Genomic DNA, 25,386 nt, shown 5'->3' on the forward strand with positions numbered 1-25,386 from the left:
TTCGATGGAACTCGCCATTAATGATTTCCCTGTGTGAGAAATTTTTCTCATGGCTCGTTTCATCTTCACTATTTATTTAAGTTCCAGTATAACTTCTGCACTTTTTAAGTTTTTACTCTCAGCCCTTAAGGTGATAGTTCCTTTTTTTAGACCTGCTCTTACGATAGCTAATGCACTTCCGTTGTATAGTGTACGTTTATTGTCAACATGAAGCTCTTCACTTGTAATATCGCCATTATCCACTGCCACTAAAGTGGCATCACCTGCTATCGAAAAGTGAATCATATCATCAGCATGGACTACGGTTCTGCCTTTATCATCTACCGCATAAACCCTTACATGTTGTAAATCCAATCCATCGGCTTCCCAGTTTTCATTGTCAATGCTAAGCTTTAATGCTACAGGTTTACCATAAGTCTCTATTTGATGTTCGGCAACTATCTGACCGTTTTTGCGAGCTACGGCTTTTAGCGTTCCAGCTTGGTATTTTATATTTGGCCAATAGATACGGTTGCGTTTAAATACCCCTTTGCCTTTAAGATGACCAATGTGTACTTTTTTACCACTCCACTTATAATCTGAAGTATCATTTTTCTGTACTCCCAGCGATTTTCCATTCAGGAACAACTCTACTTCATCAGCATTGGTATAGGTAAATAGATTTACATTAGATCCCTCCGGACGATTCCAGTTCTCACTCATTTGGTGCATTCCAAGTGTAACGTCACTCCATTTTTCCAACTCGGCCTCTTTTTCAAACACGCTAATATGCACCACTGGTTCATCATCAAAATAGCTTTTAATAAAATAGAACTGAGGTTTCTTTTCCAGCGATAAGTCTATCACCGCCCGGGTTCCCCATCCTTTATAAGGCCACACGCCACCTTCTCCAAGGTATGCTATAGCTCCCCAATAGGCCAAACCTACCACCTTGTCAAGGTTCATCCCGAAAAAGTTGTACCCTAAATCAAGTGTTTGAGCTTCGCTCTGGTAGAAAATCATATTGGGATAATCTTTGCCATCTTTTTCAAACATTTCCCATGTGTAGTTGTAACTCACCACATCTGATGCTTTTGCTAATGCAGGAGCATCACTTTCTGTAAAGCCTTTTTGATTAAATAAGATACCATTAGCTCTCGCAGGATAGTGTCCCACGGTTGTTTTTCGGGTGGGATCCAGTTTTTTTGTCACTGCATCCATCTTTTTAAACATGGTCACTCCCCAGTCTTTTTCGCGACAAGTATTAAGCACTTGATGTTTCGTCAATTCATTACCAAGGCTCCACAGTACCACAGAAGGGTGGTTGCGGTCGCGCTTAACAAATTCAGTCAATTCCCTTTCCCATAAATCGTGAAATTCAGTACGACCTCCAGTCAGGCGTGTGTACCATTTGTCAAATGCTTCATTCACGACAAGAAAACCATATTTGTCTGCTAAATCTAAAAAGGATTCGGAATAGGGATTGTGTGCCGTACGGATATGATTACATCCCATTTCTTTTAGCAACTGAAAGCGCTTTTCGATAGCATTGTCGTACACAGCGGCTCCTAAAGCACCCAAGTCATGATGCATATTTACACCCTTAAAAAGTACCTTTTCCCCATTAAGCAAAAATCCTTGTTCAGGCGTAAACTCAATCTTTCTAATACCAAAATTGTACGTTTGCTTATCAAGTATCTGCTTATCTGATTTTACAGTAACTTGAGCTGTATAAAGCGTAGGTGACTCACAAGACCATAATTCTGGATTCTTAACATCAAATCTGGACATTACTTTTTTAAGTCCTTGTGCCAAGTTAAGCTCATTAAGCATACTGCCTAACTCAATACCATTGGGTGCAAATATTTTTGTTTCAAGCACCACATTTTTAGTATCAAGTTCTGTGTTTTCAATTTCTGTTTGTATGTTTACTATTGCATTTTCAGCAGTGATCTCTGGGGTGGTGATAAACACACCGTGTCTTGCTATAGCAACTGTTTCTTTTAGAACGATGTGTACATCACGGTAAATACCACCGCCAGTGTACCAGCGAGCATTGTCTTGCTCCATAGTGCTGGCGCGAACTGCAAATGTATTGGGCTTGTCAAAATTAATATATGGCGTGATGTTGCATTCAAAACCCACATAACCATAATCGGTTTTTCCAATCTTTACGCCATTTAACCACACATCACCAACTAACATAATACCTTCAAAATCGGCAAATATGCGCTTACCTTTCCATGCTTGTGGAGCCTCAAATGTTTTGCGGTACCAGCCTGTGCCAATGGGTTTAAAGCCACGAGGTGCATAAGCACTTCCTCTGGGATCGCCAGGTGTTTTGCTATTTAGCTTATAATCTTGCTCTTTGGTAATCCAATCTTGCTCTATCTGAAAATCATGAGGCAAGTTGATATCCCGCCATTGACTGTCATCAAAATCAGGCTTAGAAGCCTCAGCTATATCGCCGTAGTAGAATTTCCACCCGAAGTTAAACAATTGAGCGCCTGAAACTTTATCAACCCCTTTATCAGTACATCCCACCAATAAAACTATTGAAATGCAAAAGAGTAGATATGATACCTGTTTACTTACGTAAGTTGTCATTATGTTATTTTAAATCTAATTTCTGTACTTTTGAATATTTTTCTCCTCGGATAGCTTTAAAGGACTCTAACATCTCCTTCAGTTTTTCAGGGTGACTATTGGCTAAATTATTTTGCTGCGCGATATCTTCTCTCAAATTATACAATTGATAAACATTGTCATTACCCGTTTCAATATTGACATACTTATTAATTTTATTGCCATTATAGGGGGGAATAATTATCCAATCACCTTTTCTCAATGCCGTTCTAGTATTAGCTTCTATCACTAACTCTTCCCGACCATTAGAACTTCTACCTAAAAGCACTTCAATTAGTTCGTGACTGTCAGTATTCGACTCTTCTGTCCCTAATAACTTTGCTAATGAAGCCAATAAATCCATCTGACATACCAGGGCATTTGACTCTCCCGGTTCAATGGTACCTTTCCAGTAGGTAATAAATGGCACTCGTGCACCAGCTTCAAATAGACTATATTTTCCTCCACGTAAAGGTCCTGCAGGCATATGTTTACCTAGTTTTTCTACCGCATCATCATAATATCCATCGTTTAAAACAGGACCATTGTCACTTGAAAATACAATCAAGGTATTTTCAAGAATTCCTTCCCTTTCAAGTGTTTTTATAAACTCACCTATACACCAATCTGCTTCCAGAATAACATCTCCGCGTGGGCCCATACCTGATTTCCCAACAAAACGCGGATGCGGTGTTCGGGGTACATGGGGTTGTTGCATGGCATAATACAAAAAGAAAGGTTTGTCTTTGTGCGATTTCACATAGTCCTGTGCTTTATCCAGAAAATGGTCGGCCATATCTACGTCGCTCCACTTAGCCGCTTCGCCCCCTTTCATATAGCCAATGCGGGGTACTCCATTCACAATGGTTGCATTGTGCCCATGGTGCCACATCATATCGCATAATTCAGGATTGTCCTTTCCTGTTGGCTGACCTTCAAAGTTTTTATTGTAATCCACTTCAATCGGATCATTGGGGTCCAGTCCTTCAACCAAACCATCCTTTAAATAAACGGTTGGTACACGATCCTGTGTGGCAGCCATGTAATAGGCATAATCAAAACCTACTTCGTTTGGGCCTGGTGATACTGCTTTATTCCAATCTACATGGCCGGTGCCTAGACCAAGATGCCATTTACCAACCAAAGCAGTTTGGTACCCCTGTGCCTTTAACATTTTTGGCAAAGTAACCTGTGCGGTATCGATAATAAGAGGGGCTGTTCCAGGTAAGATTTGAGCCCTTTTATTCCGCCAAGGATACACTCCTGTCAATAAAGCGTAACGACTAGGTGTACAAGTCGCTGATGATGCGTAACCATTAGTAAACCTAATACCTCCATTAGCTAGGGCATCTATATTTGGGGTCTGTAATTCAGTAGCTCCATAACAGCTTAAATCACCATAGCCCAAATCATCAAGGTAAATAACTACCACATTGGGTTTAGTCCCCTCATTTTGTGTTGCAGTGTTGCAGGCAGAAAGTAAAACTGTACATACAACAACTAAACTTATAAAAATATTTTTTCCCATTATTGTATCTTTATATCGAATTAATCTTCACACTGATTTTATTTTTCCCCGAGAAAAGGTCTAAAACCAACTTCCTGATTAGGGAATAACATCGCATGTGTTTTTTCGTGAGCAATCTCTAATATCCTGGATTTTCGATCAGATTAGGATTAATTCCGGTTCTTGCTATTGTAATTGGCAGATAATAGTTTTGTTCGTAAAAGGCAGGAATATTATTCTCTCCATCTACATTTTCTATAACCATTAGTTCTAGCTTACCAGTTGCATAATCATAAATATGTCTTAAACCCGAAAATGTTCTTGATAATTCATTTTCAGCAGTTCTCCAGCGGCGTAAATCCCAATAACGATGCCCCTCAAAAGCTAATTCAACTTTTCGTTCGTGACGAATTGCTTCAAGAGTTATCGGTTTGCCCATCGATTGAAGTGTGGCAATACCTGCACGTGCCCTAATTTCATCAACAGCCCAAAGTGCTTCATCCATCTCGCCTCCCAATTCAAATGCAGCTTCGGCATAATTAAGAAGCACCTCGCCATAGCGAAACATAATAAAAGCTTGATCAGAAGTACCTCTAGCTGTCATTACATCATGTCCTTCTTTCAGGTATTTTTTCACCCCAAAACCTGTTCCATTTGAGGTACGTTGATTACCATTAGCCAACACCCCTTCGTAGGAACCTGAGGTAATCAAACTCCCATCCAAAGCACGTACGCCGTAATGCCAATCAATTGGAGCACCATTCCATAGTGTATTCATGGTATAAATAGAGGCAAAAAAACGAGGGTCTTTATTTTTCCAAAGCAAATCAGTTGTCCACAAATGACCATTTATTTCAGTGGTATCTAGTTTACCCGGAGTTCCGTCAAGGTATTCAAACTCTTCGACCATTTCGAGATAAACGCCATCTTGATTACCACCACCCCAAGCATTAGGTAGTGGGGTTTGCATAAAATCGTATGCCCAACCATTTCCACCATCTCCTTTATTTAGAGAGTTGTGTTGTTTTACAAACATCACCTCTTTATTTTTAGTCAGGAATAAAGTTTGAAAATTCACAGCTTTATCCTCTTGCTCATCGTATAGTTCAAAGTTGTCACTCTTAATAATGTCATAAGCGGCATCGTAAGCCATTTGATAGTATTCTGAAGCTTTTGCATTATCTATTCCAACTAACCCCTCAAGTTTTATTGTACCGTATTTGGCAATACTAGCAGCATAAAGCGCAGCACGACAACGCAAAGCTAAGGCTACATATTGGGTAGGTCTTCCATAATCATCTTTTGAATTGGCTTCCGGTAAGTCGTTTTTTATGGCAGCCATCTCTGAAAGAATAAAATCATACACATCTTGTTCTTTGTCTCGCTCCACATAAATACCTTCATCATCTATACCTTTGGCTTCTGTAATTATTGGCACGCCACCATAGCGCTTAACTAAATAGAAATAATTGAATGCTCGAAGGAAACGCGCTTCTGCACTGCGTTGTACTCTAAAATTTTCATTTACTGGAGCCGTCTTTATTTTTTCTATAAAAATATTAAGCGCACGGTTGATGACATAGGCCTGTTCCCACCATTCTAAAAGTCCTCCAGTGACATTTAATGTCCCATATTTTTTTTGCATTCCTAACCCTTTCCACCAGTTAGCTTTGCATTCGTCACTTACATTGTTGACTACATAAGGCGCAAACCACAGTTCTCCGTTACCACTATGGTCATCCCCTCCCGTTTCGTTGGAAAATACATACATTTGGGCATACTGCTCAGTGAGGTAGGCATCAATTAGCACTTCGTCTTCCCACACAACGGCGTCAGACATAATATCGAGCGGTTGTTTATCTAATATATCTTCACAAGAAGTTAAGATGTGAATGGATATAATAAACAGAAATATTTTATATAGATTATTCATCTTATTTGTTTTATAGAGGTATTAAACTTAGAATGAAAGATTCAGACCTAATGAGAGTGTCTTCTGCTGAGGATAATACATGCCAGAACCGCCACTTGGTGCTTCCGGGTCAGTATTGTATTTGTTCATTGAACTAAATGTGAGCAGATTGGTCCCTGAAAAGTAAATTCGGGCTTGTCGAAAATTAATTCTATTCAACCACCTTTCGGGAAGGTTGTAGCCCAAACTAAAAACTTTCAGTCTTAAATAACCCGCTTCCTTATAAAAGTAATCTGAAGTAGTGTTGTTGGTAGCAGCACCACCATAGCGAGGCACCAAAGCATATCTGTCATTATTCTCAGGTGTCCAACGATTATCATAAGCCTCAACAGAGTAAGGGTGTAATTTTATCCAAGTATAATACCCCCATGCCCCCTGAAATCGGGCAGACATATCAAAGTTTTTGTAGTTAAGATTGATATTAGTTCCCATCATCCAATTGGGCGTAGTACCCTTACCTATTTCTACCTGATCTCTCCAATCCAGAAATCCATCCTGATTTACATCAACGTAGCGAACATCTCCAGGGTTCAGTGTGATATTGCCTTGTTGGTCTTGATCAAAAAGCAGGTTATCTATCTCCTCTTGTGAGGTAAATAGTCCGTTGGAGATATAACCAAAAGCTCTATCAGTCCACTGTCCTGACTTGCCATAAACTCTTTTTTGGTCTTCATCTTCGTAATCCGGTTCTTCGAAATGATCCCATTTAGCTCGCGACCACGATACGTTGGCATTGACATCCCACCTAAAATCACCTAAATTACTCGCATTACCCAACATTAGCTCAAAACCTCTATTATTTTGACTATTGATATTTTCCTGCGGTAATTCCGCTCCCAGTGTAGAGGGTAAAGATGCCAACCTTGTGGCAGGAATTCCATCTCTGGTTCTGTAAAACACATCGAATTCACCGTAGAGTTTTCTTTGCATTAATGAGAAATCCATACCCAAATTATAAATGGTCATCTCCTCCCAAGTTAAATATGGATTGGCCAAGCCTGTAGATACAATTCCTTGTTGTGGATCTTCTCCAAGTATATAACTGCTATTAAAAGCGTATCCCGAGAGGTACTGAAAGTTACCCACTCCGTCGTTTCCCATTTCACCATAACTGACTCTCATCTTCAGGTTATCTAGATAATCGACGTTTTCCAGGAAACCCTCTTCACTTATTCGCCATCCCATCGATACACTAGGAAAAAAACCCCACCTTTCCTCAGAGGAAAATTTTGCCGAAGCATCTGCCCTCAAGATAGCCTCTAGCAGGTATTTATCCTTGTAAGCATAGTTTATTCGCCCCACAATACTAGATCGTCCCATTTCTGTGGCAGAACCACTATTAGTCATATTAACGGTACTACCTGCATAGAGGTATGGAATGGAGGCTGATAGGTAATCTCTACGAGCAGCACCAATATTATCAGTACTATAATCAATAAATTCGCTAAGTAACAAACCCTTCACTTTGTGATCTTGAGCAAAGGTTCTATCATAATTCAAAGAGAATTGTCCAGTTGTTGTTCTGGACCTACCTCTGCTTTCATTTAGATTGGGTGCTGAACCACCCATTGTACCGTTTAATATGTACGTTTCTGTTAACGGTTCATAAAGAAAGAACTCGACAGGCGTTAAAAATACTTTTCGCGTACGGTAAGATTGAATTGTATTGACAAATGCCCTTGCTTTTAAACCTTTAATAAGTTTACTAAAGTCATAATTTATCGACAGGGTACCTTTCAGTACATGATTTTCAGTATCATTGGTTCCTATCAAATCAGCATTAGTACTAATATGAGCACCTCCATTCCCACCACCATAGGATATTTTTGAAGGATCCGGCAATTCTGATGGATAAATGGGCAAGGTAGACCATAGGTGCTGCCACGCAGACCCCCCCGTATTACCTTGACTTACATACGGATATAATCGATCTTCATATATACTGGCAAAATCCAACTGTATGGACAGGTCATCGCTAATCTGTGCATCTATGTTAGATTGAATATTGAAACGTTTAAACGTTCCACCACTCTTCTTCCACATGCTCTCTTGCTCAGTGTACCCTACTAAACCATAGTATTTTATTTTCTCACTACCACCTTTGACTGATAAATTATATTGCTGCTGAGGAGCCCAGTCTCTTACCAGATAATCAAACCAATCCGTATTGGGATACAGGTATGGGTCAGCTTCTTCATAATATTTTTGAATTTCTGTCAAGGTATAAGGTACCGTCTCTGCAGGCTTGCCTGATTGTAGATGTGTCTCAGACATCAATTCGGCATATTGACCAGAACTGACCATTTGCGGCATTGTGGTAATGCCCTGAAATGTCATAGCGGCATTGAGCGAAATAACCGGCTTATCATTATTCCCTCGCTTAGTGGTTACAAGAATAACACCATTACCTGCACGAGAACCATAGATAGCCGCTGATCCGTCTTTAAGTATACTAATGGACTCTATTGAGTTAGGATCCAGCTGATTTATGTCTGCTTCCACACCATCTACAATTACTAAGGCATTTCCAAAACCTCGTATGCTTAGATTAGCCGCATCCTGACCAGGTTGTCCACTAGTTTGATGCACAATTAATCCTGGTAGTGTTCCTGCCAGAGCGTTGGAAGGGTTAGCTACTGGCGCCATGGTTATTTGTTTACTTGCTACTTTGGAAATTGCTCCGGTAATCGAAGCTTTGCGTTGCGCGCCATAACCAACTGCAACTACTTCGTCTAATCCAATAGCATCGGGCATCATTTTTACATCAATTCTCAGTTGATTACCTACAAGAAACTCCTGCATAGACATACCTATAAATGAGAATTGCAAAGAAGCATTAGACGGAACATCTGAAATAGTATAGTTACCATCCATATCTGTTATTGTACCGGTAGTTGTACCTTTTACAATCACACTAACACCAGGGAGAGGTTCCCCAAGATCGTCGGTTATACTGCCTGTGATGGTTTTTTTTGTTATTTGCCCATTAGCAGCATTTTGTTCGCTATCAATTTGATCCTTACTTTTCTTAATAATTGTAATTTGTCGCTTATTTATTTTGTAAGAATTGTTTGTGCCCTTAAAAACTTGTTCTAAAACAGCATTAATATCACCATTTTGTACATTTACAATTACTTTGCGATTTAAATCCACCACCTTGTCGTTGTAAATAAATACATAATTGCCGCTTTTTTCAATCTCCTGAAAAACTTGCTTAACAGATACGTTGTCTAGTTTTAGGTTAATACTTGACTGTTGTGCGTAAATGTTCTGCATAGAGGATACTGTTGTTATCGCCACCAGCAAGAGAAATGCGAACTTCTTTTTCAAGCTCCAACAGGTAACTTTTCTATCCAAAAAGTTCCTAACTACTCGATTCTTTTTCATAAATTTGGATTCCTTAAATTGAATATTTAATGATATTTAATTGTTAAACCGGGGGCGAGCAGGCCTTCGGTTTTTTTATGCTTTTCTAATTACTTTATCTAACACTATTGCACACCAATCCCATCCTGCCATTAGCTGGTTATACAAATAAACTATTAAACTGTCGTTATTTTTCCTCTTCTATAAATATGTCCTTACCCTTAACTTTGCATTTTATTTGAGCTACGTCTTCCAATACCTCTATCACATCTTTCAAGGAGTCGTTCAAATCTAACTTACCAGATATGGTTTCTGAAAAAACTAACCCCTTAGGTACTATGAATTTCACATCATAATAGCGCTCCACTCTTTTAAAGATTGTTCTTACATCTTCACTTGAGAAATCATACCATCCTTTTGTCCATGAAATAACTTTTTGAACATTATACTCTTCCTCTATTTCAATCGTATTATTTTCCTTATGAAAGGTTGCTCTTTGATTTGGCTCTAAAAGATACTCTTTCTTTCCAATTCCGAGGGCAGTTGGTCTTGACACAGCTACACTACCTTCTAACAATACGGTTTCTATTTTATTGTCTGAAGCATAAGCCGACACATCAAACCATGTTCCTAATACTTTGACATCCATTTCTCCGGCATTCACTATAAAAGATTTATACTTGTTTCTGGCAACTTTAAAACAAGCTTCTCCTTCCAGGTAAACATCTCTTTTTTTGCCGGTGAATTCAGATGGAAATGCCAATCTACTACCTGCATTAAGCCATACTTTTGTACCATCTGCCAGAAGTAATTCGGAACGCTTTCCTTTAGGAACAATCACTTCATTCATCTCAACCTTCTGTCCTTCGATGCTTTTTAAATTAATGATACTATCATTAACTATCAATTGCTCCTTTTCCTGATCCAACACAATGAAAGATTCATTCATCGTTAAAGCAATCTCTTCTCCCGAAGAAAGCACAAGGCGAGCATCATTGGATATTTTAAGCTCTGATTCTGCAAAATGATAGGCTTCCTCTTCTGTCAATTGAAACAATCCCAATGTACCCAAAGATATTACTAACAATATTGAAGCAGCCCAACTAATACTTCTCCTAATCCTAAGCTTCTTTATTTGTCTCTTATTATTAGCATCAAATTGCTCAATATTTCTCCAAATCCCCAATACAGATTGTTCATCCAAACCTTCACTGTCATCTTTTATCAACAATACAATCTCACGCGCCTCTTCAACCAAAGGCTTAAATCCCGGATTTTCTTCAATGAATGCATTCCACACATCGTTATTATCTCCTTTCAAAACCCAATCAATAAAGGATTTCTCCTCAATGAGTTCTTCAAGATTATATTTTAAAAAATCGTTCTTCATTAAATGGTTTTTAACGCCTCTTTATTATAGAAAGACTGCAGTTTATTTTTTGTGGACAAAAAAATTAAGTTTTTTTTATTTTTTTTTTAGATCACCAAAGATTATTGAAGAAGAACAACAGCATGCTGGTTCCTCCAATTGCATCTTTAAGTGCACTTAATGACCTAAACACCAACTTTCTTGCTGAATCGTATTTAATTTGCATCAGTTCGCAAATTTCATCGTAATCAAGCTCACATGTGTATCGGTAAAAAAGTATTTCACGCTGTTTGGAACTCAGTTTTTGCAATCCTTCCTGGACTTGCTTTTCACGGTGAGACAATTCTTCCTTCCCAATAATATCTTGTTCCGTAGAAAACATAAATTGGGTGGTTGAATCATCTACCGTACCCAATTCCAGGTACTCATCGACAGATTTTGAACTACGTGCCAGTTTTCTTCGGAAAGATCTTAAAAGGTAAAACTTAATATTATCCGTCTCTCCAAGATTCTCCCTGGTACGGATTAAATCAAAAAACAGATCCTGAATAGTATCTTTTATGAGTTCTTCATCATGACTGAATTTTTTACCGTAACGATGAAGTATTTGTACATGTTGATAATAAATATGCGAAAGGGCATAATTTTCCCCATTCCTAAAATCATCCCATATTTTCTTATCTGAATTCATATTTGTACAACTAGCCTCTTCACAAAGATAAATACTTTATAACAATTCTATTGAAAATTATTTCCTCGAGACGATGTATTAAAATCTGGAATTATTCATAGTTATATGATAACATAATTGAATGGCCTTATTCGTTTTTCTTAAAGCATTAATAATTTTGTAATTCCATACTTAACCTTTCAAATTTCTTTTTATAATCTAACCTTGAATATTCAATTACTTTCCTAGCTTCTTCTAAACCATAAACTTGCGTAATTTCACAGTCCTTATCAAGACCAGGCATATCCTTATAGGTTAGAAAATAATGTTTTAAACGGGTAACGACCAATCCCGGCAACTCAGAAATATCCTTAATATTACCATACATAACATCCCCCTTTAAAACTGATATAATTTTATCATCCGCTTCATTTCCATCAATCATCCTGAAACCTCCTATAGGGATAACATTTGCTATTATATCACCATGAGGAACATCCTTTTCTGTAAGCACAATAATATCAAGTGGATCACCATCTCCATCAATATCTTTTTTACCTGACATTTTTGAAGAATATTGCCCTACTTTATCACCACAATAAGTCTGTGGGATAAAGCCATATGGTGCAGGCACCACATTTGAATATTTTTGTGGACGATCAATACGCAAATATCCACTAGATTTGTCGACTTCATATTTAATAGTATCTGTAGGTACCACTTCAATAAAACAAGTAATCATATCCTTCTCAGGTGCTCCAATATCTACACCATGCCAAGGATGAGATTTATACCTAAGTCCCATCAATCTACCGATAGATTCCATAATATCGTAGGTTTCTTTCATGTTTTTTCAATTAAAAAAAGGTGGGTTTTAAGCCCACCTCAATAAATTGTTGTATTAATAAAACTATCCTAGAAACTTTTCTCGCAATGCTTCAACCTGCTCATCATTAATAGGGAATAGTTTTCCTAGAGGTGCTCCCATTACCAACGATTTAGCGCTAAATTCAGCCACTTCTAATCTATCAAACGTCTGCAGCAGTTTATCTCCTGTTACTAAAAAAGAATCATTGGCAATAAGTACCGATGGTACAGATTCACTTAACAATTCAGGTATGGCTTTATCTCCTTCGAAATGAACTCCGAAAGGAAGACAGGGAACATCTTGTAGAAAAATCCAACTCTCAGGAATGGTTCGTACATCAAACTTCACACCTGTTGTTCCATATGCCATCAGGTAAGGTGGCTGTGTTAATATAATAGAATTAATATGAGGATTTAACTCATAGATCTTTTGATGAAGAGCTACCGATCGACTTGGCGTTTTTTCCGGCTCAGCTTTTCCTCCTTTTATCTGAACTATATCCTCCGGCACAATGTCCCATCTTGCCACATGAGGAGGCGTCACCAAGAAATCATTATCCTTCCATCTTACCGATACTGTTCCATACGAACTAATCATTAGCCCCTGATCACAAGCTCTACGAACTATTTCACAGATCTCCTGACGAATTTTACGCTCTTCCGAAGGATATGATACATTATTATTTTTAGCAATATCATGAGGAATTTGCGATTCGAACTCTTCTATTTGTTCATCTGTGAGGTAAATAGGTTCTCCAATAGTTTTGGCATTAATGATGGTTCTGGCACAGAATTCCAATGTCTCAAAACGCGTATATGCATCCAGCAAATCAGATCCACCCAAGACCGTACCATGGTTTTCCATGATGACAGCCATATTTTTACTGTCTTTAAATTGGGCAGCAATTTTCTCACCCAGTTCCTCACTACCTGGCATTCCATATGGTGCGTATCCTATCGAACCACAAATCTCTTTAGCTTGAGGAATGACATTGGTATTTGGAATATCTCTAACAATACTAAATGACACTAGTGCCGGTGGGTGTGCATGTATTACAGCCTTAATTTCAGGACGCACATCGTAGATTGCCTTATGAAAAGGGAACTCCGATGATGGTTTATGATCTCCAATAATTGTTCCATCGCTTTTTACGCAGATGATGTCCTTTTCTGTTAAAGTACCTTTATCAATCGCAGAAGGAGTAACCCATATGTCACCGTTTTCATCCTTAATAGAAATATTACCACCAGAGGTAGTTGTCATTCCATTCTTGTAAATCCTGCTAATTACTTTTGTTATCTGCACCTTCGGGTGCATCAACTTTACATCTAGTTGTTTCATACCTTAAATAATTCGATAAACGACCATAGATGAACCTACTTTGTTATTTATACCCTTTTCTGAGTAGGTACCTCATGGTCATTTATTCTTCTCTTAAATAATCCGTTCTTATTATTAAAGTGCTGCTGTATATATTTTAATGGTATCCTCTAATGTCATTTCTTTTGGGTTACCTCCTGCACACACATCAAGCAATGCATTTTTCGACATTAGTTCAATATCCTTTTCTTGTACACCCAACTCTTTTAATCCACTAGGAATTCCTACATCGGCAGAAAGTTTTTTGATAGCATTAATAGCAACTTTGTTAGCTTCTTCAGTAGTCATACCAGCAGTATCTTCACCAAGGGCTTCTGCAATATCTCTGAACTTATCTCCACAGGCATCGGCATTAAACTCCTCTACGTATGGCAGTAACACAGCATTACAAACACCATGAGGAAGATTATAAAATCCACCTAATTGGTGTGCCATTGAATGCACATATCCTAAACCACAATTTGAAAAAGCCTGACCAGCAATAAACTGTCCCCATGCCATTTTACTTCGTGCCTCAACATTATTGCCATCTTTAACTGCATTACGTAAACTTTCTCCAATAAGTTTAATAGCCTTAATAGCAAGTGCATCAGACCACTCAAAGGCACCAGCAGTAACATAAGCTTCAATGGCATGCGTTAGCGCATCCATACCGGTTGCTGCCGTTAATGGGGCAGGTTTATTCAACATTAATAATGGGTCGTTGACAGCAATATCGACCAAACAGTTTTTATCTACCATTACCATCTTTACTTTACGCTTTTCATCTGTAATAACGTAGTTGATTGTAATTTCACTTGCTGTGCCGGCGGTTGTATTAATGGCTATAATGGGTAATGACTTCTTTTTAGAGACATGAATTCCTTCGTAATCCTCAATAGCACCTCCATTGGTGGCTAAAATACCAATAGCTTTACCACAATCCTGTGGAGAACCGCCGCCTAAAGTAATGATACAATCACATGCATTTTTTTGAAGAGTTGCCAAACCATTGTTTACATTCTCTACTGTTGGATTCTGACTCACATCACTATAAATCACATAGTCCAATTTAGCCGCTAAAAGTATATTTTCCACTTCTTTAGCCAAACCAATTTCAAGTAACATTTTATCGGTTACTAATAATGCTTTTTTAAACCCCCGTGATTTAAATTCTTCTTCCAGTTCTTTTAAAGACTCTGGCCCCACTATACTCAATGGAGGTAAATAAATTTTTCTTGAAATGTTCATATAATTATCTTTTTATACTATGCTTTTAGAATCTTGTATCAACTCAATTTGACTGCTATCAAATCCATCCAACTGATCAGCAATTACAAGGGCAGCACCTAATGCACTTGCATTATCAATTTCTGAGGTAAACACCTTCTTCGAAGAGAAATACTCTGCTAATAGACATAAGTAAATACTGTTTCTTGCAAAACCGCCTGATACATACAAAACTTCCGTTTGGTCGTTGGCTGGAATAATAAAATTGATAGAATCAATAGATAAAGCGGTCAATTCCATGACCAGACGAGTATAAGCTTCATCGAAATCTTTAAAAACAGATAGATCAATCTTATCTATTCCTTTCTCAAAGTCATTAATCCCATTTGGAAAGAAGACCTTCTTATTTCCAAATTTTTCTTTTAAGGCTTTGATCATTTCTGGCTGGTACGATAAAGACTTAAAATAATTCTCTTCAATACCAAAGTAAGAATTTAGCTTTTCTATTAACTTCTCATGGTAATATCCCATAAATAAACGAGATGATTTAACCTGACGTTTTTGAGGTGTTAAGAAACACAAACAATCATTATTTAGCTGGTCGCTGGTTAATGGCTCATCGTTATATGGATTCATACTAATACACCATGTACCGGTTGATACCAAAATAAATTTATCGTTTGAGTTTTCAAGATAAGGTACCAGAGAAGCTGAACTATCATGAATTCCAACCCCGGTTTTAATCTCTTTACCTTTTATCATGGCTGGATACACCGTATTATTATTAACTAGATCCGGCAGGTTTACCTCTTCATCTTTTACCCAGGGATGATATTGCATATTATCAAAATCCCACATAAATGTATGACAACCAACAGAAGTTGGTTCTGATGTAACCTTACCCGTCAGAATATATGAAAGGTACTGCGGAAAATGCAATATGTGATTGACCTGTGACCATAACTCTTTCTTTTTCGTTTTGAGCCAAAGTGCCTGAATGCCTGAATTTAGTAACAATCCTAGGGCCGGACTTGCTGTTCGGCGGCAAAACTCATGAATTCCACCATTAGCTCTAAATAGCTCGTTTTGGATGTCCGGATTAACCTCTTTAAGGTAATTATAAATAGGAGTAAGGAGCTTTCCATCTTTGTTTATATAAGCCAAAGATGCTCCATATGTTGAAAAATTAATCCCTTGAATATCAAACTTTCTTTCGCTAACAATGGAATCTAAAGTAGCTATCATCCAATCCTGGATAAGCTGAATATCATCGCATTCAAATCCGTCTTCATCAACAGTGGTAGCAAACTTTTGCTCGCTATTGTGAACAACTTTCATCTTCTTATCGAACAACAATATTTTCTTGTTCGTTTTTCCAATATCAAATACTGCAATTACTTTTGTCGCACTCATTATTTACTTTCTTTTGACATTTTACGTCTGTAATTTTCCACCTCCCAATTATCAATAAAATCAATTTGCTTACAGGTCATTGGACGTGGTCCCCCGAAGGCGGTAGTCAAATAGCTTATCTTCATCATATCTTTAAAAACATCAAGCACAATAGTGGCCGACTTTAAATTTTCTTCTATACAGATTAGCCCATGCCCTTCAATAGCTACTACTTTTGGATAGTAGCCGTTCACATTTTTAAAAGATGTGATTTCAGCATTAATATCGGAATTGGCTTTCAGGTATAAATATCTGGATTTGCAATACACAATATTATCCGGCGTAAAAGGAATGTTCACCTTTGAAAATACATTGACGTTCTTAACGAAAAACTGAACCAACTCACTTGAGTCAATAACTTTACTATCTATATCAGCACCATTTATTTGAACCTGATCAGCCAGCTTTAAAAGCTCTTTGTTATCGGAGTTCATTTCCGAAGGAAGACTTGATATATTTTTATTTAGCTTATACTCAACATTTTCGTATATTTCTTCTATCTCTTTACAAGTATCTGCCCCAACAAACACCCCATGATTCTCAAGAAAAATGATTTGGGCTTCCTTTCTTTTTTCTAACCTAAAGTCCTCTAAAGCAAGTTCTACTTTTTTAAAAAGAATATAACCGGGATCTGTATAGGGCACATAAACCACTTCATCTCCCCAAATCTCTTTAATCTCTTCTTTAGAGTTTTTTGCACATAAAACACCATTAACTAACGTAGGGTGCGTATGCATTATGTACTTATACTGGATAACCTCATGCATGCTGGCTTCTACAGAAGGTCTTTTTCCATCAGGTGACAAAATAGCCTTTTGCAAATCCTGTTTTACTTCTTCTTCCCTCAATTTTGCATCCTCACTATACTTCTTTTCAGAAAGGACTCGCATCATTTTTCTATCGAGACAAACAAATCCCTTTTCATCTATATTGGCCATTGAAGTGCCACTAGCCTTTACCCACATCAAGTTCTTATTTTTATAAGAACTATTTCCACCCCCAGCAATAATATAATCAGGATTCTTTCCGAATTTCTGAGACAGGTTTATCAATTCATTGAGATTATCTTCCATGTAAAGAGTTTTAGATATATTGATTTAATAGGATCAAAAAGGGTAGGTAAAGAATGAACCTGGGTCAAACAAGCACTTTTTCTCTACCTACCTTAATATCAGTTATCTTTTAGACAACACTTCTTTCTCGTATGCCTGTATTTCAGTAATATAATCCTCTCCTACTGCTACGCCTTCTTGCAAACAATAGTAATCCCAAACCGCACCAAAAGGCTTAGTTTTTAACTCTTCTAGAAGAGCTAAACGCTCAAAATTTTGTCCATTTTCTTCATATTTTACCAATGTAGAAGTTGGCTCCAACAAAGCAATCATGAATGCTTTTTGAGCTGCACGTGTACCTACCACATAAGCACCAATACGGTTGATTGATGCATCGAAGAAGTCAAGACCCACATTTACTCTGTCAATAAAGTCATTACGTACAATCTCCAAAGCGATTAGCTGCACTTCTTCGTTTAATGTTACAACATGGTCAGAATCCCAACGAATAGGACGAGTTACATGTAATAATACTTCATCCACAAACTGAAGGCAAGAAGAAATCTTATCACCTACAACTTCCGTTGGGTGGAAGTGACCATTATCTAAACAAATCATTTTATTGTTCTTGATCGCATATCCCAAGTAGTAATCATGCGATCCAACAGTCATTGATTCAGCACCAATACCAAATACTTTACTTTCAACAGCATCTTTCATATGCTCTTTTGGAAACTCTTGAGCTAAACCTTCGTCAAGCGACTTGGTTAACTGAGCACGCATACCATTTCTGTCAATTGGTGTATCTTTTGATCCATCAGGAATCCATGTATTTAATACACAAGGAGTACCTAACTGTTTTCCTATTTCTGCAGCAATTTCACGAGAACGTTTTAAGTGCTCTACCCAGAATTTACGTACCTCTTCGTCTTTTGAAGATAAAGTGAATCCACTATCAGCTTTTGGGTGAGAAAAGAATGAACCATTAAAGTCCATACCAATTTCCATTTTCTTACACCAGTCAATCCATCCCTGGAATTGCTTCACACTAATGGCATCACGATCTACCATACCATCAGAAAAATCACCATATAAAGCATGTACGTTAATACGTTGCTTACCGGGTAACATAGACATTACTTTTTCAAGGTCAGCCATAATTTCTTCAGCATTACGAGCTTTTCCTGGGTAATTACCTGTAGCTTGGATACCACCAGAAAGTTGTCCGTCAGGATTTTCTGTACCGGAAACATCATCAGTTTGCCAACAGTGAAGACTTATTTGTACATCATTAATTTTTTTAAGTACTGTGTCAGTATCTACACCAATAGCTGCATACTGCTCTTTGGCCAATTCATAGGCCTTAATAATTTGTTCTTTACTTGCCATAATTGATAAAATCTATATTTTCTAAAACTATTTCTTAATTTTTTTCTAAACAGATTATCCAAGATTCACTACAAACGTGGATAGTATTAGCACAACTATTCCTATTACAAGAAATACCATTGTTTTTTTGCTAACGCCTTTCCATTCTCCAAGAGCAATACCCCAAATATTACCAATCGCAATATTCAATGCCATTAGAATACTCCATGCAAATGGTGCAATATCTGAAGGCAACTGACTCTTACCCATTCCATAAAAATGAAATTGTAAAAACCATAAAAAACCAGCTAAGAATGTAAAGAACACGTTATTGAGAAAGGTTGATGCTGTAACTGTTGTATAATCTGTATAAGTTTTATTTTTTACATTTAGATATACACAGTAAACCAGGTTAGTAAGAAAACCTCCTCCAAGAATAAAAATTAACGTTGGATTACTTTGATATAAAGGGTTTACACCATGCTTAAGAGCAACAGCTTCTAAAGGTTTACCTACTTCAAAACCATAACTAAAAGCAGCACTCATTAATCCGGCTAAAAAGGCAATAATTAAACCTTTCTTTAAAGCGAATTCTTTAATAGCTTCCTTTCTTTCTTCTTCGCTAAGGCCTTGATTTTTTAAAGCACCTGCATATCCAATCAATGCGATTCCTGCAATACAAACCGAAACTCCAATAACCATTAAAATTCCTACAGTGGAACTAAATAAATTTTCTCCGGCAACAATCGGCGGAATCAAGGTTCCAAAAGCAGCACAAAAACCAAGAGCGATACTCTGGCCCATTGCAATTCCAAGATAACGTATACTTAAACCAAAAGTAAGTCCGCCAACACCCCACAAAACACCAAAGAATGCAGCCATCCATTTAGATGAAGCTGGCGCTTCGGCAATAATGGTTAATAAATTACCATCCGGCACGGTAAATAATGCAAAAAGCCAGGGTGCTAATAACCACGCTGCAACTCCCTGCACAATCCAATACGATTCCCAGGCCCAATTCTTAACTCTTTTAAACGGAACATAGAAGCTTGCTGCTCCTAGACTGCCGATGGCTATCATGCCAATTGCCCCCATTGCATTCATAAAAACTTAGATTTTTTTAGTTGAATATTAACAACAATGCTAATTTTACATTCGTTTGACATTGCAAACATACCTGTAATAGCAAGTTGTATCAATGCACAAAATGGGGTTTGATTTGCACTTTTTGGACTATTTATGAAGGACTTTTTTAAATACATTACAGCCAGTGAGGAAGACAAAGCCTGGGGCTTATATCTCAATGTTGTTGGAAAATCAACTATACCTTCAGATATTACATATCCTTCACCAGAACATCCTAGTGGATATTACTTTAAGTGGAAAAATGGACGTATACTCAACGAGTACCAGATCAATTATATCACCGAAGGGAATGGAGTTTTAGAAAATAAAAAAGGTAAGTTTATAGTTAAGCCAGGTTCGTTAATGATTATACGAAAAGGCGAATGGCACAGATACAGGCCAACCAAAGGACATGGATGGGTGGAGAATTATATTGGTTTTGATGGGAAACTGGCTGAACATTTCTTAACTGAAAACCAGGTTTTAAAAGGACAATCCATGATTCAATGCGGGGTACGCGAGGACTTTATTGATAGCTATTTTAAGATATTTGAATTAATTAAAAACGAGGATCCCGGTAATCAACACATAGCAGCAGGCCTTATCATAAAGTTACTCGGCTATATTGTTGCCTGGGAAAAGCAACGCAACTTCTCTGGTAAACCCATTGAAAAACTCATTCAGGAAGCCCGCTTTTATATGCGAAATAATGTAAATGGGGAGATTGACCTGGAGAAACTAGCGGAAGATAACTTTGTAGCCTACTCTTATTTTAGAAAAATGTTTAAGAAGTATACTGGAATCTCGCCTCATCAATATCATCTTGATTTAAAAATCATCAGAGCCAAAGAGCTCATTTTAACCACCAACAAAAACATTAAAGAAATTAGTTATGAATTGGGCTTTCAGAGTATTCATTATTTTAGTAGGTTGTTTAAGAAAAAAACGGGGTGCAATCCTTCGGAATTAAGAAAGACAATTGTTTAAGCATCACAAGTTGTCACTGAGTAACTAACTTCTTCAACTGTTAGATTAAATTTCTTTATAAGCATTGGAAAATATCTATTCTTGTTGTTGAACTTTTCAATTAAAGCCTCTGGAGTTACTTTATATTTTTCCTTTTTGATAGAGATAACCAAGTCAGCTATATCATCACCTTCATTCAAATCAGTATTTTCCAGAACGGTATTTACATAAACTTCAAAGCAAGCACTTGTTGCAATCTTGCTCCATTTCACAAATGCTTTTCCTTTATCAGGAAATAAAGTGACCTGATAATCTACGAGAGCATTTAGCTTTTGCACATTCAGCATTTCAATAGAGCCAACAGCAACCCAATTGTATTGTGGATAATACAATGCTCCGAATATGGCATTCTTTTCGCCTTCGGCAATAGCGACAGGTCTTGTTTTATCAATAAGCAGATGCGCACCAAAGAATACTTGTTTTAGATTGAAATCCTTTTGCTTAGTGATATGATGCACCCAATTAATATAACCGACTCGCTTTAAGGTTGCTGAATTATACTGCATTACTTTACCCGTTCTTACTTGTCCCAATCGATTGACTTGCCAAAAAATGGTTTTATTCCCTTTGGCTGTACCAACATAATATCTTTGTAACACCTCTAAAACCAAGTGTTCAGGAAAGTATTTAGTCAAGCCGATAGCAAAGTTATTTTGGTGATAGTTGGTAAGCGAAGCTAGCATTAGCTTTTTGTCAATACATGAAGGAGGTTTGCTGATTGGTTTTGGTTTAGACACTGGCATATTAAAATCATCCGCTTCATATCCATTTTTCTCAAAGTACATTTTAGGTGTAAAATGGTAACCACATTTTTCTACCCGGTTACATCTACCTGTATTATCTGACAAATGCTTGTTGGTGTGGTGGTCTACATACCTGGTAAAAGTCCTCTGGTGACATTTCGGGCAATTATACCTGGTTGATCGTCCTTTGTATTTTTCCAAGGAATAGCGAATATCTGACATAAAGGAAAGTTTTTTGTTTTAGTGGAGTTTGTGGAGTAGTGGAGGATTACTGTTTTTCAAGCACTTACTACTCCATACAACTCCACTCACTCCACAATTCCATCAATTTTGCGATAATGATTGAACTATTTGTGCTGCCTCATACTACACAGTTACTACACTAAAACTACACACGTAAACAATTGTGAATCAGCCAAACTCCACAACTCCACAAACTCTACAGTATTCCATATTTTTCTCTGTGCCTTTATGGTTGGAGTAAGATTAATTGAGTACGTCAGTTTCGTACACGCCTTTCTGCTTTTTATGCGCTAGCTTTGTATTGCTCAGCAATTGGTAAGCATATGATTCTTTGGCGATATTGAGTTTGTTGGCCATTTCAATAAACTCTTTGTTGGTAAACTCCCGTTTGCCAATCTTCTTTAAAACCTGGAATACCTTACCTTCCTTTGAGTTATCTTCATACACATTTAAAACCATGTGGTTTAGCTTTAATGCATTGGAAAAGAAATAATCCTTAAGCATAATGGCCTTTTTCATTGAATCCATGCTTATATTCTTAATCGCTTGCCCTTCAAAAAAACTATTGGAGACTTCAAGAACCAAGGCAAACCGTAATATATACCTATCCAGTTTTGACAGGATTCCAGAAATGGTAGCATCCTTATTAGATGGCTTTACGTGTTTGTTTACTTCATCAATAAACAAGTCCTCTGCTTTCTCAGATAATGGTAACTCTATCGTATTAATGCTCTCATAAACTTTATCCATCAATGCTTTCATTCTGGAATGAAATTTCTCCACCATATAATCATCCGGATTTTTTCTTTGGATATATTTCTTCTCCATTTTTAATGGAATGGCAAATAAAATTCGCTCAAAGAACCCGTCTTTGATATCCTTAGCCTTAAAGGATGCAATCACATCGTCCTGAATGCTACCAATAATTGATACGCAAGGCATACTCAACGAAGAGCTTTCAACTTCTTTACGATCCAGTGAAATAGGCGCACCATCCCATATGGATAAAAACTGACTTTGTTTTGAGGTTCCGCTATATCCAATCAAATTCAATATAAAGCTCTTAAACTCGTCCGGCATCAATATCATACCATTGGGATTTTGCTTATGTATATTGATGAGAGCCTCAAAAGTAGGATCAGTAGAATATAGTTTTTTCTTAGTCGGTTTCTTTTCTCCCAAATCAGGATCATAATTGGCGATGGCTGCTTCATAATCCTGGTCGTATTGCTTCTGCAGGTTTTTAATCGCTTTAAAAGCTGTTTTTAAGGGAGCACTTTTGTTCTGCCCTGACTTGCCGACCAACACCACCCACATGGATGGATTTTCTATCCATTCAATATGTTTACGCAGATGATACGAGTTGCCTATAATCCCAGCCAACGCTGTAAAAATACTTACCGATGTATAGTCGATGTTATAATTCCCGTGGTCATGCAATTCTATAATAGTATCCTGGATAAACTTTGGAAAGATGGTTAATGGAAATTCCGATTCTTCTGCCATTTTAAGTCTAAGATTGGCTTCATGGATGGACATCTTCCCATATTTTAGGTGCGCTTTCCCCAGTTCCGTTTTTTCATTTTCAAATGATTCCATAAGTTTTTCGGGGATTATCCATTAATACTTTCCAAGTAAGCTTCAATTTCAGAAGCCTTATAGTAGATTTTGCGCCCGGTCTTTTTATATGCAATAACCTTATTATCACGCATAGTTTGCAAAGTCCGCCTGCTGACGTTTAACAACTTGCATACTTCTTCGGTAACATACCAGCGGTCTTTAAAACCATCATTCTTGGCCACATTGATACTATCAATCTTATCGTTAATATGGTCAATCTTGCCCATTAACTTATTAAAGAGATGCTCATCTACAATTACAACTGTCTTGCTCATTTTTATACGATTTTAACGTGTTATTAAATTTTATTTCGTCAAACCTAAGCAATACGGTACACTCACTTCCTAGTAAAAGATAGTAACGGAAAGTAAAGGAGAGTAAAAGCAAGTAAAAAATTGTTTTGTATCGTATTTTATCGTTTTAGCGGTTTTTAATTGAGCGCAAGTAAATATTACTGAGTACAGACTAAATTACTTCACACTTCTAAACCTTGCCATTTTTCTATTTATTACCATTTGTTACTATCTAAAAATCAATTGATTTTACTTTTATTACTATTTATTACCATGTTCTACATTCCTTTTGAAATTGCATTCTATTTCTCTATAATTGAATCAGAAAAACGCAAAAATGACTCACTAAAATGATATTTAGAAGAACAATATTAAAACAAGATTTGGCCATTAAATTATATCCACAAAGCTCAAATATAAATGCAGCGATGCAGTTGCTCCGGAAAGAAATAAAATTGTCACCCGAATTGAATAGCAGACTTGAATTACTGACAAGAAATAAACGGGCTCATTATTACACTCACAAAGAACTGGAAGCTATCCTGGAACATTTTTGTATAAGTCAGGAAGAATTTGAGTTGTTATAAGGACTTCTTTGGGAAAATCATGATAATACTTACAGAAAACCTAGGGAAATCAAGCTCAAAAGCACTATCTAAGCCAATAAACAGATAGCTTTTGAGTGCTTTTCCAAGCTTCAGAGTACTTTCAGAGTATATACAGACCATATTCAGAGTATATTGAGCTTGCTTTTGAGAGCTTTTTGTATTTTGTAGAGTATATTAAGCGTGCTTTTTGAATGCTTCCAAAATTCTAAGAGTACTTTTGGGATGCTTAACTCATTATCAATAGTACTTGGTGTAAATCTGTCCACCAATATGAAAATAACACCATTGTTGAATCAGGAAAATGTTTCATTTTTAAGAGTGCATTTTGAGCACTTTATTGGGAATTGTATGGTCTGTCGTGCATGAAACCAATAAAAGTTCAAAATGTCGTTAATTGGCTAAGTTGTGTCGCAAATTGGCATAGCTGTAAGTCACTAGTTTTGTGATTTATAATATAATTTTACAACCATCAAAATGAAGTAGAATAATAATAAACGCAATACGATGATATTACCCCGAACAATATTAAAACAAGATTTAGCTAAAAAACTATACCCACAAAGTTCAAATACAACTTCTGCCATGCAATTACTACGTAAGGAAATTAAAGTTTCACAGGAATTAAGCTCCAAGCTTGATAAATTGACACGTAATAAACGTGCACATTATTTTACCCACAAAGAACTGGAGGTCATCCTTGAACACATTGGCATTAGCCAGGAGGAGTTTGCAGGGCTTTAATATACTTACAATATCCGTTCGGGTATAATTCACAACTATATTGGTATAATTATACCCTATTGGTATATTTAATGCTATTCATATATACTTCACATTTAAGGAGATTGCGAAATTACCGCAACAAACTAATTCTGTAGCATTTTTAGTATCTACTTATATATCAAATTTAG

The 25,386-nt window shown here is 37.0% G+C and carries 19 protein-coding genes; 3 read left to right on the forward strand and 16 right to left on the reverse strand.

The annotated features are described in order from the left end of the window. Positions 1-72 precede the first annotated feature (72 nt). From ACRD69_RS04215 to ACRD69_RS04275, 13 genes are all read right to left on the reverse strand, one after another. Complete coding sequence (locus tag ACRD69_RS04215; RefSeq protein ID WP_430813814.1) at positions 73-2,586, reverse strand: glycoside hydrolase family 2 TIM barrel-domain containing protein; 2,514 nt, start codon at positions 2,584-2,586, stop codon at positions 73-75. 4 nt (positions 2,587-2,590) lie between these two features. After that, entirely contained in the window at positions 2,591-4,132 is a 1,542-nt protein-coding gene (locus ACRD69_RS04220; RefSeq protein WP_430813815.1) for a sulfatase family protein, read from the reverse strand. 118 nt (positions 4,133-4,250) lie between these two features. Next, positions 4,251-6,044, reverse strand: coding sequence for a RagB/SusD family nutrient uptake outer membrane protein (locus ACRD69_RS04225; protein ID WP_430813816.1), 1,794 nt, complete (start codon positions 6,042-6,044; stop codon positions 4,251-4,253). A 27-nt stretch (positions 6,045-6,071) separates the two neighbouring features. Beyond that, entirely contained in the window at positions 6,072-9,359 is a 3,288-nt protein-coding gene (locus ACRD69_RS04230; RefSeq protein ID WP_430813817.1) for a TonB-dependent receptor, read from the reverse strand. Between the two features lie 277 nt (positions 9,360-9,636). Continuing rightward, positions 9,637-10,839 (reverse strand): FecR family protein, encoded by a 1,203-nt coding sequence (locus ACRD69_RS04235; protein WP_430813818.1) that lies wholly within the window; start codon positions 10,837-10,839, stop codon positions 9,637-9,639. A gap of 91 nt (positions 10,840-10,930) precedes the next feature. Continuing rightward, the gene (locus ACRD69_RS04240; RefSeq protein ID WP_430813819.1) at positions 10,931-11,509 is read right to left on the reverse strand and encodes an RNA polymerase sigma factor; all 579 of its coding nucleotides are present in this window, start codon (positions 11,507-11,509) and stop codon (positions 10,931-10,933) included. 148 nt (positions 11,510-11,657) lie between these two features. Beyond that, positions 11,658-12,335 carry an inorganic pyrophosphatase gene (locus tag ACRD69_RS04245; RefSeq protein WP_430813820.1) on the reverse strand — a complete coding sequence of 226 codons (678 nt, stop codon included), beginning with the start codon at positions 12,333-12,335 and terminating at the stop codon, positions 11,658-11,660. A gap of 63 nt (positions 12,336-12,398) precedes the next feature. Next, entirely contained in the window at positions 12,399-13,697 is a 1,299-nt protein-coding gene (locus ACRD69_RS04250) for a class II aldolase/adducin family protein (RefSeq protein ID WP_430813821.1), read from the reverse strand. Positions 13,698-13,811: 114 nt separating this feature from the next. Continuing rightward, the gene (locus tag ACRD69_RS04255) at positions 13,812-14,966 is read right to left on the reverse strand and encodes an iron-containing alcohol dehydrogenase (protein WP_430813822.1); all 1,155 of its coding nucleotides are present in this window, start codon (positions 14,964-14,966) and stop codon (positions 13,812-13,814) included. A gap of 12 nt (positions 14,967-14,978) precedes the next feature. Beyond that, positions 14,979-16,358: an FGGY-family carbohydrate kinase gene (locus tag ACRD69_RS04260; RefSeq protein WP_430813823.1), complete on the reverse strand. Its 1,380-nt coding sequence runs from the start codon at positions 16,356-16,358 to the stop codon at positions 14,979-14,981. Next, a complete protein-coding gene (locus ACRD69_RS04265) occupies positions 16,358-17,470 on the reverse strand; it encodes a class II aldolase/adducin family protein (protein ID WP_430813824.1) in 1,113 nt (370 codons plus the stop codon). Before ACRD69_RS04265 ends, ACRD69_RS04260 begins: the two co-directional genes overlap by 1 nt. A gap of 102 nt (positions 17,471-17,572) precedes the next feature. After that, positions 17,573-18,838: an L-rhamnose isomerase gene (locus ACRD69_RS04270; protein ID WP_430813825.1), complete on the reverse strand. Its 1,266-nt coding sequence runs from the start codon at positions 18,836-18,838 to the stop codon at positions 17,573-17,575. A gap of 54 nt (positions 18,839-18,892) precedes the next feature. Continuing rightward, positions 18,893-19,921, reverse strand: coding sequence for an L-rhamnose/proton symporter RhaT (locus ACRD69_RS04275; RefSeq protein ID WP_430813826.1), 1,029 nt, complete (start codon positions 19,919-19,921; stop codon positions 18,893-18,895). Between the two features lie 135 nt (positions 19,922-20,056). Here ACRD69_RS04275 and ACRD69_RS04280 point away from each other — a divergent pair, with 135 nt between their 5' ends. Further along, positions 20,057-20,929 (forward strand): AraC family transcriptional regulator, encoded by an 873-nt coding sequence (locus tag ACRD69_RS04280; RefSeq protein WP_430813827.1) that lies wholly within the window; start codon positions 20,057-20,059, stop codon positions 20,927-20,929. Here ACRD69_RS04280 and ACRD69_RS04285 read toward each other — a convergent pair. The 3 genes from ACRD69_RS04285 to ACRD69_RS04295 all read right to left on the reverse strand — a co-directional run bounded on the left by ACRD69_RS04285 (position 20,926) and on the right by ACRD69_RS04295 (position 23,849). Beyond that, positions 20,926-21,933 carry a DUF6371 domain-containing protein gene (locus tag ACRD69_RS04285; RefSeq protein WP_430813828.1) on the reverse strand — a complete coding sequence of 336 codons (1,008 nt, stop codon included), beginning with the start codon at positions 21,931-21,933 and terminating at the stop codon, positions 20,926-20,928. The two genes, ACRD69_RS04280 and ACRD69_RS04285, sit on opposite strands and share 4 nt — an antisense overlap. A 264-nt stretch (positions 21,934-22,197) precedes the next feature. Continuing rightward, on the reverse strand, positions 22,198-23,553 hold the full coding sequence (locus ACRD69_RS04290; protein ID WP_430813829.1) for a DUF3987 domain-containing protein: 1,356 nt from the start codon (positions 23,551-23,553) through the stop codon (positions 22,198-22,200). 14 nt (positions 23,554-23,567) lie between these two features. Beyond that, complete coding sequence (locus tag ACRD69_RS04295; protein ID WP_138529957.1) at positions 23,568-23,849, reverse strand: helix-turn-helix domain-containing protein; 282 nt, start codon at positions 23,847-23,849, stop codon at positions 23,568-23,570. A 368-nt stretch (positions 23,850-24,217) separates the two neighbouring features. On the opposite strand from ACRD69_RS04295, the gene ACRD69_RS04300 reads away from it, so the two are divergent. Together ACRD69_RS04300 and ACRD69_RS04305 are read left to right on the forward strand one after the other, a co-directional pair. Further along, on the forward strand, positions 24,218-24,454 hold the full coding sequence (locus tag ACRD69_RS04300; RefSeq protein WP_430813830.1) for a DUF4248 domain-containing protein: 237 nt from the start codon (positions 24,218-24,220) through the stop codon (positions 24,452-24,454). Between the two features lie 525 nt (positions 24,455-24,979). Continuing rightward, positions 24,980-25,216 (forward strand): DUF4248 domain-containing protein, encoded by a 237-nt coding sequence (locus ACRD69_RS04305; RefSeq protein ID WP_430813831.1) that lies wholly within the window; start codon positions 24,980-24,982, stop codon positions 25,214-25,216. The last annotated feature ends 170 nt before the right edge of the window (positions 25,217-25,386 follow it).

Source organism: Carboxylicivirga agarovorans, assembly GCF_050589845.1.
Lineage (GTDB): Bacteria > Bacteroidota > Bacteroidia > Bacteroidales > Marinilabiliaceae > Carboxylicivirga > Carboxylicivirga agarovorans.

Bases quoted from the DNA above. Each gene is read 5' to 3' on its own strand.
- ACRD69_RS04275 (WP_430813826.1), bottom strand. From the start codon at position 19,921: ATGAATGCAATGGGGGCAATTGGCATGATAGCCATCGGCAGTCTAGGA.
- ACRD69_RS04250 (WP_430813821.1), bottom strand. From the start codon at position 13,697: ATGAAACAACTAGATGTAAAGTTGATGCACCCGAAGGTGCAGATAACA.
- ACRD69_RS04240 (WP_430813819.1), bottom strand. From the start codon at position 11,509: ATGAATTCAGATAAGAAAATATGGGATGATTTTAGGAATGGGGAAAAT.
- ACRD69_RS04285 (WP_430813828.1), bottom strand. From the start codon at position 21,933: ATGTCAGATATTCGCTATTCCTTGGAAAAATACAAAGGACGATCAACC.
- ACRD69_RS04220 (WP_430813815.1), bottom strand. From the start codon at position 4,132: ATGGGAAAAAATATTTTTATAAGTTTAGTTGTTGTATGTACAGTTTTA.
- ACRD69_RS04225 (WP_430813816.1), bottom strand. From the start codon at position 6,044: ATGAATAATCTATATAAAATATTTCTGTTTATTATATCCATTCACATC.
- ACRD69_RS04255 (WP_430813822.1), bottom strand. From the start codon at position 14,966: ATGAACATTTCAAGAAAAATTTATTTACCTCCATTGAGTATAGTGGGG.
- ACRD69_RS04230 (WP_430813817.1), bottom strand. From the start codon at position 9,359: ATGCAGAACATTTACGCACAACAGTCAAGTATTAACCTAAAACTAGAC.
- ACRD69_RS04300 (WP_430813830.1), top strand. From the start codon at position 24,218: ATGATATTTAGAAGAACAATATTAAAACAAGATTTGGCCATTAAATTA.
- ACRD69_RS04235 (WP_430813818.1), bottom strand. From the start codon at position 10,839: ATGAAGAACGATTTTTTAAAATATAATCTTGAAGAACTCATTGAGGAG.
- ACRD69_RS04305 (WP_430813831.1), top strand. From the start codon at position 24,980: ATGATATTACCCCGAACAATATTAAAACAAGATTTAGCTAAAAAACTA.
- ACRD69_RS04245 (WP_430813820.1), bottom strand. From the start codon at position 12,335: ATGAAAGAAACCTACGATATTATGGAATCTATCGGTAGATTGATGGGA.
- ACRD69_RS04280 (WP_430813827.1), top strand. From the start codon at position 20,057: ATGAAGGACTTTTTTAAATACATTACAGCCAGTGAGGAAGACAAAGCC.
- ACRD69_RS04295 (WP_138529957.1), bottom strand. From the start codon at position 23,849: ATGAGCAAGACAGTTGTAATTGTAGATGAGCATCTCTTTAATAAGTTA.
- ACRD69_RS04290 (WP_430813829.1), bottom strand. From the start codon at position 23,553: ATGGAATCATTTGAAAATGAAAAAACGGAACTGGGGAAAGCGCACCTA.
- ACRD69_RS04270 (WP_430813825.1), bottom strand. From the start codon at position 18,838: ATGGCAAGTAAAGAACAAATTATTAAGGCCTATGAATTGGCCAAAGAG.
- ACRD69_RS04260 (WP_430813823.1), bottom strand. From the start codon at position 16,358: ATGAGTGCGACAAAAGTAATTGCAGTATTTGATATTGGAAAAACGAAC.
- ACRD69_RS04215 (WP_430813814.1), bottom strand. From the start codon at position 2,586: ATGACAACTTACGTAAGTAAACAGGTATCATATCTACTCTTTTGCATT.
- ACRD69_RS04265 (WP_430813824.1), bottom strand. From the start codon at position 17,470: ATGGAAGATAATCTCAATGAATTGATAAACCTGTCTCAGAAATTCGGA.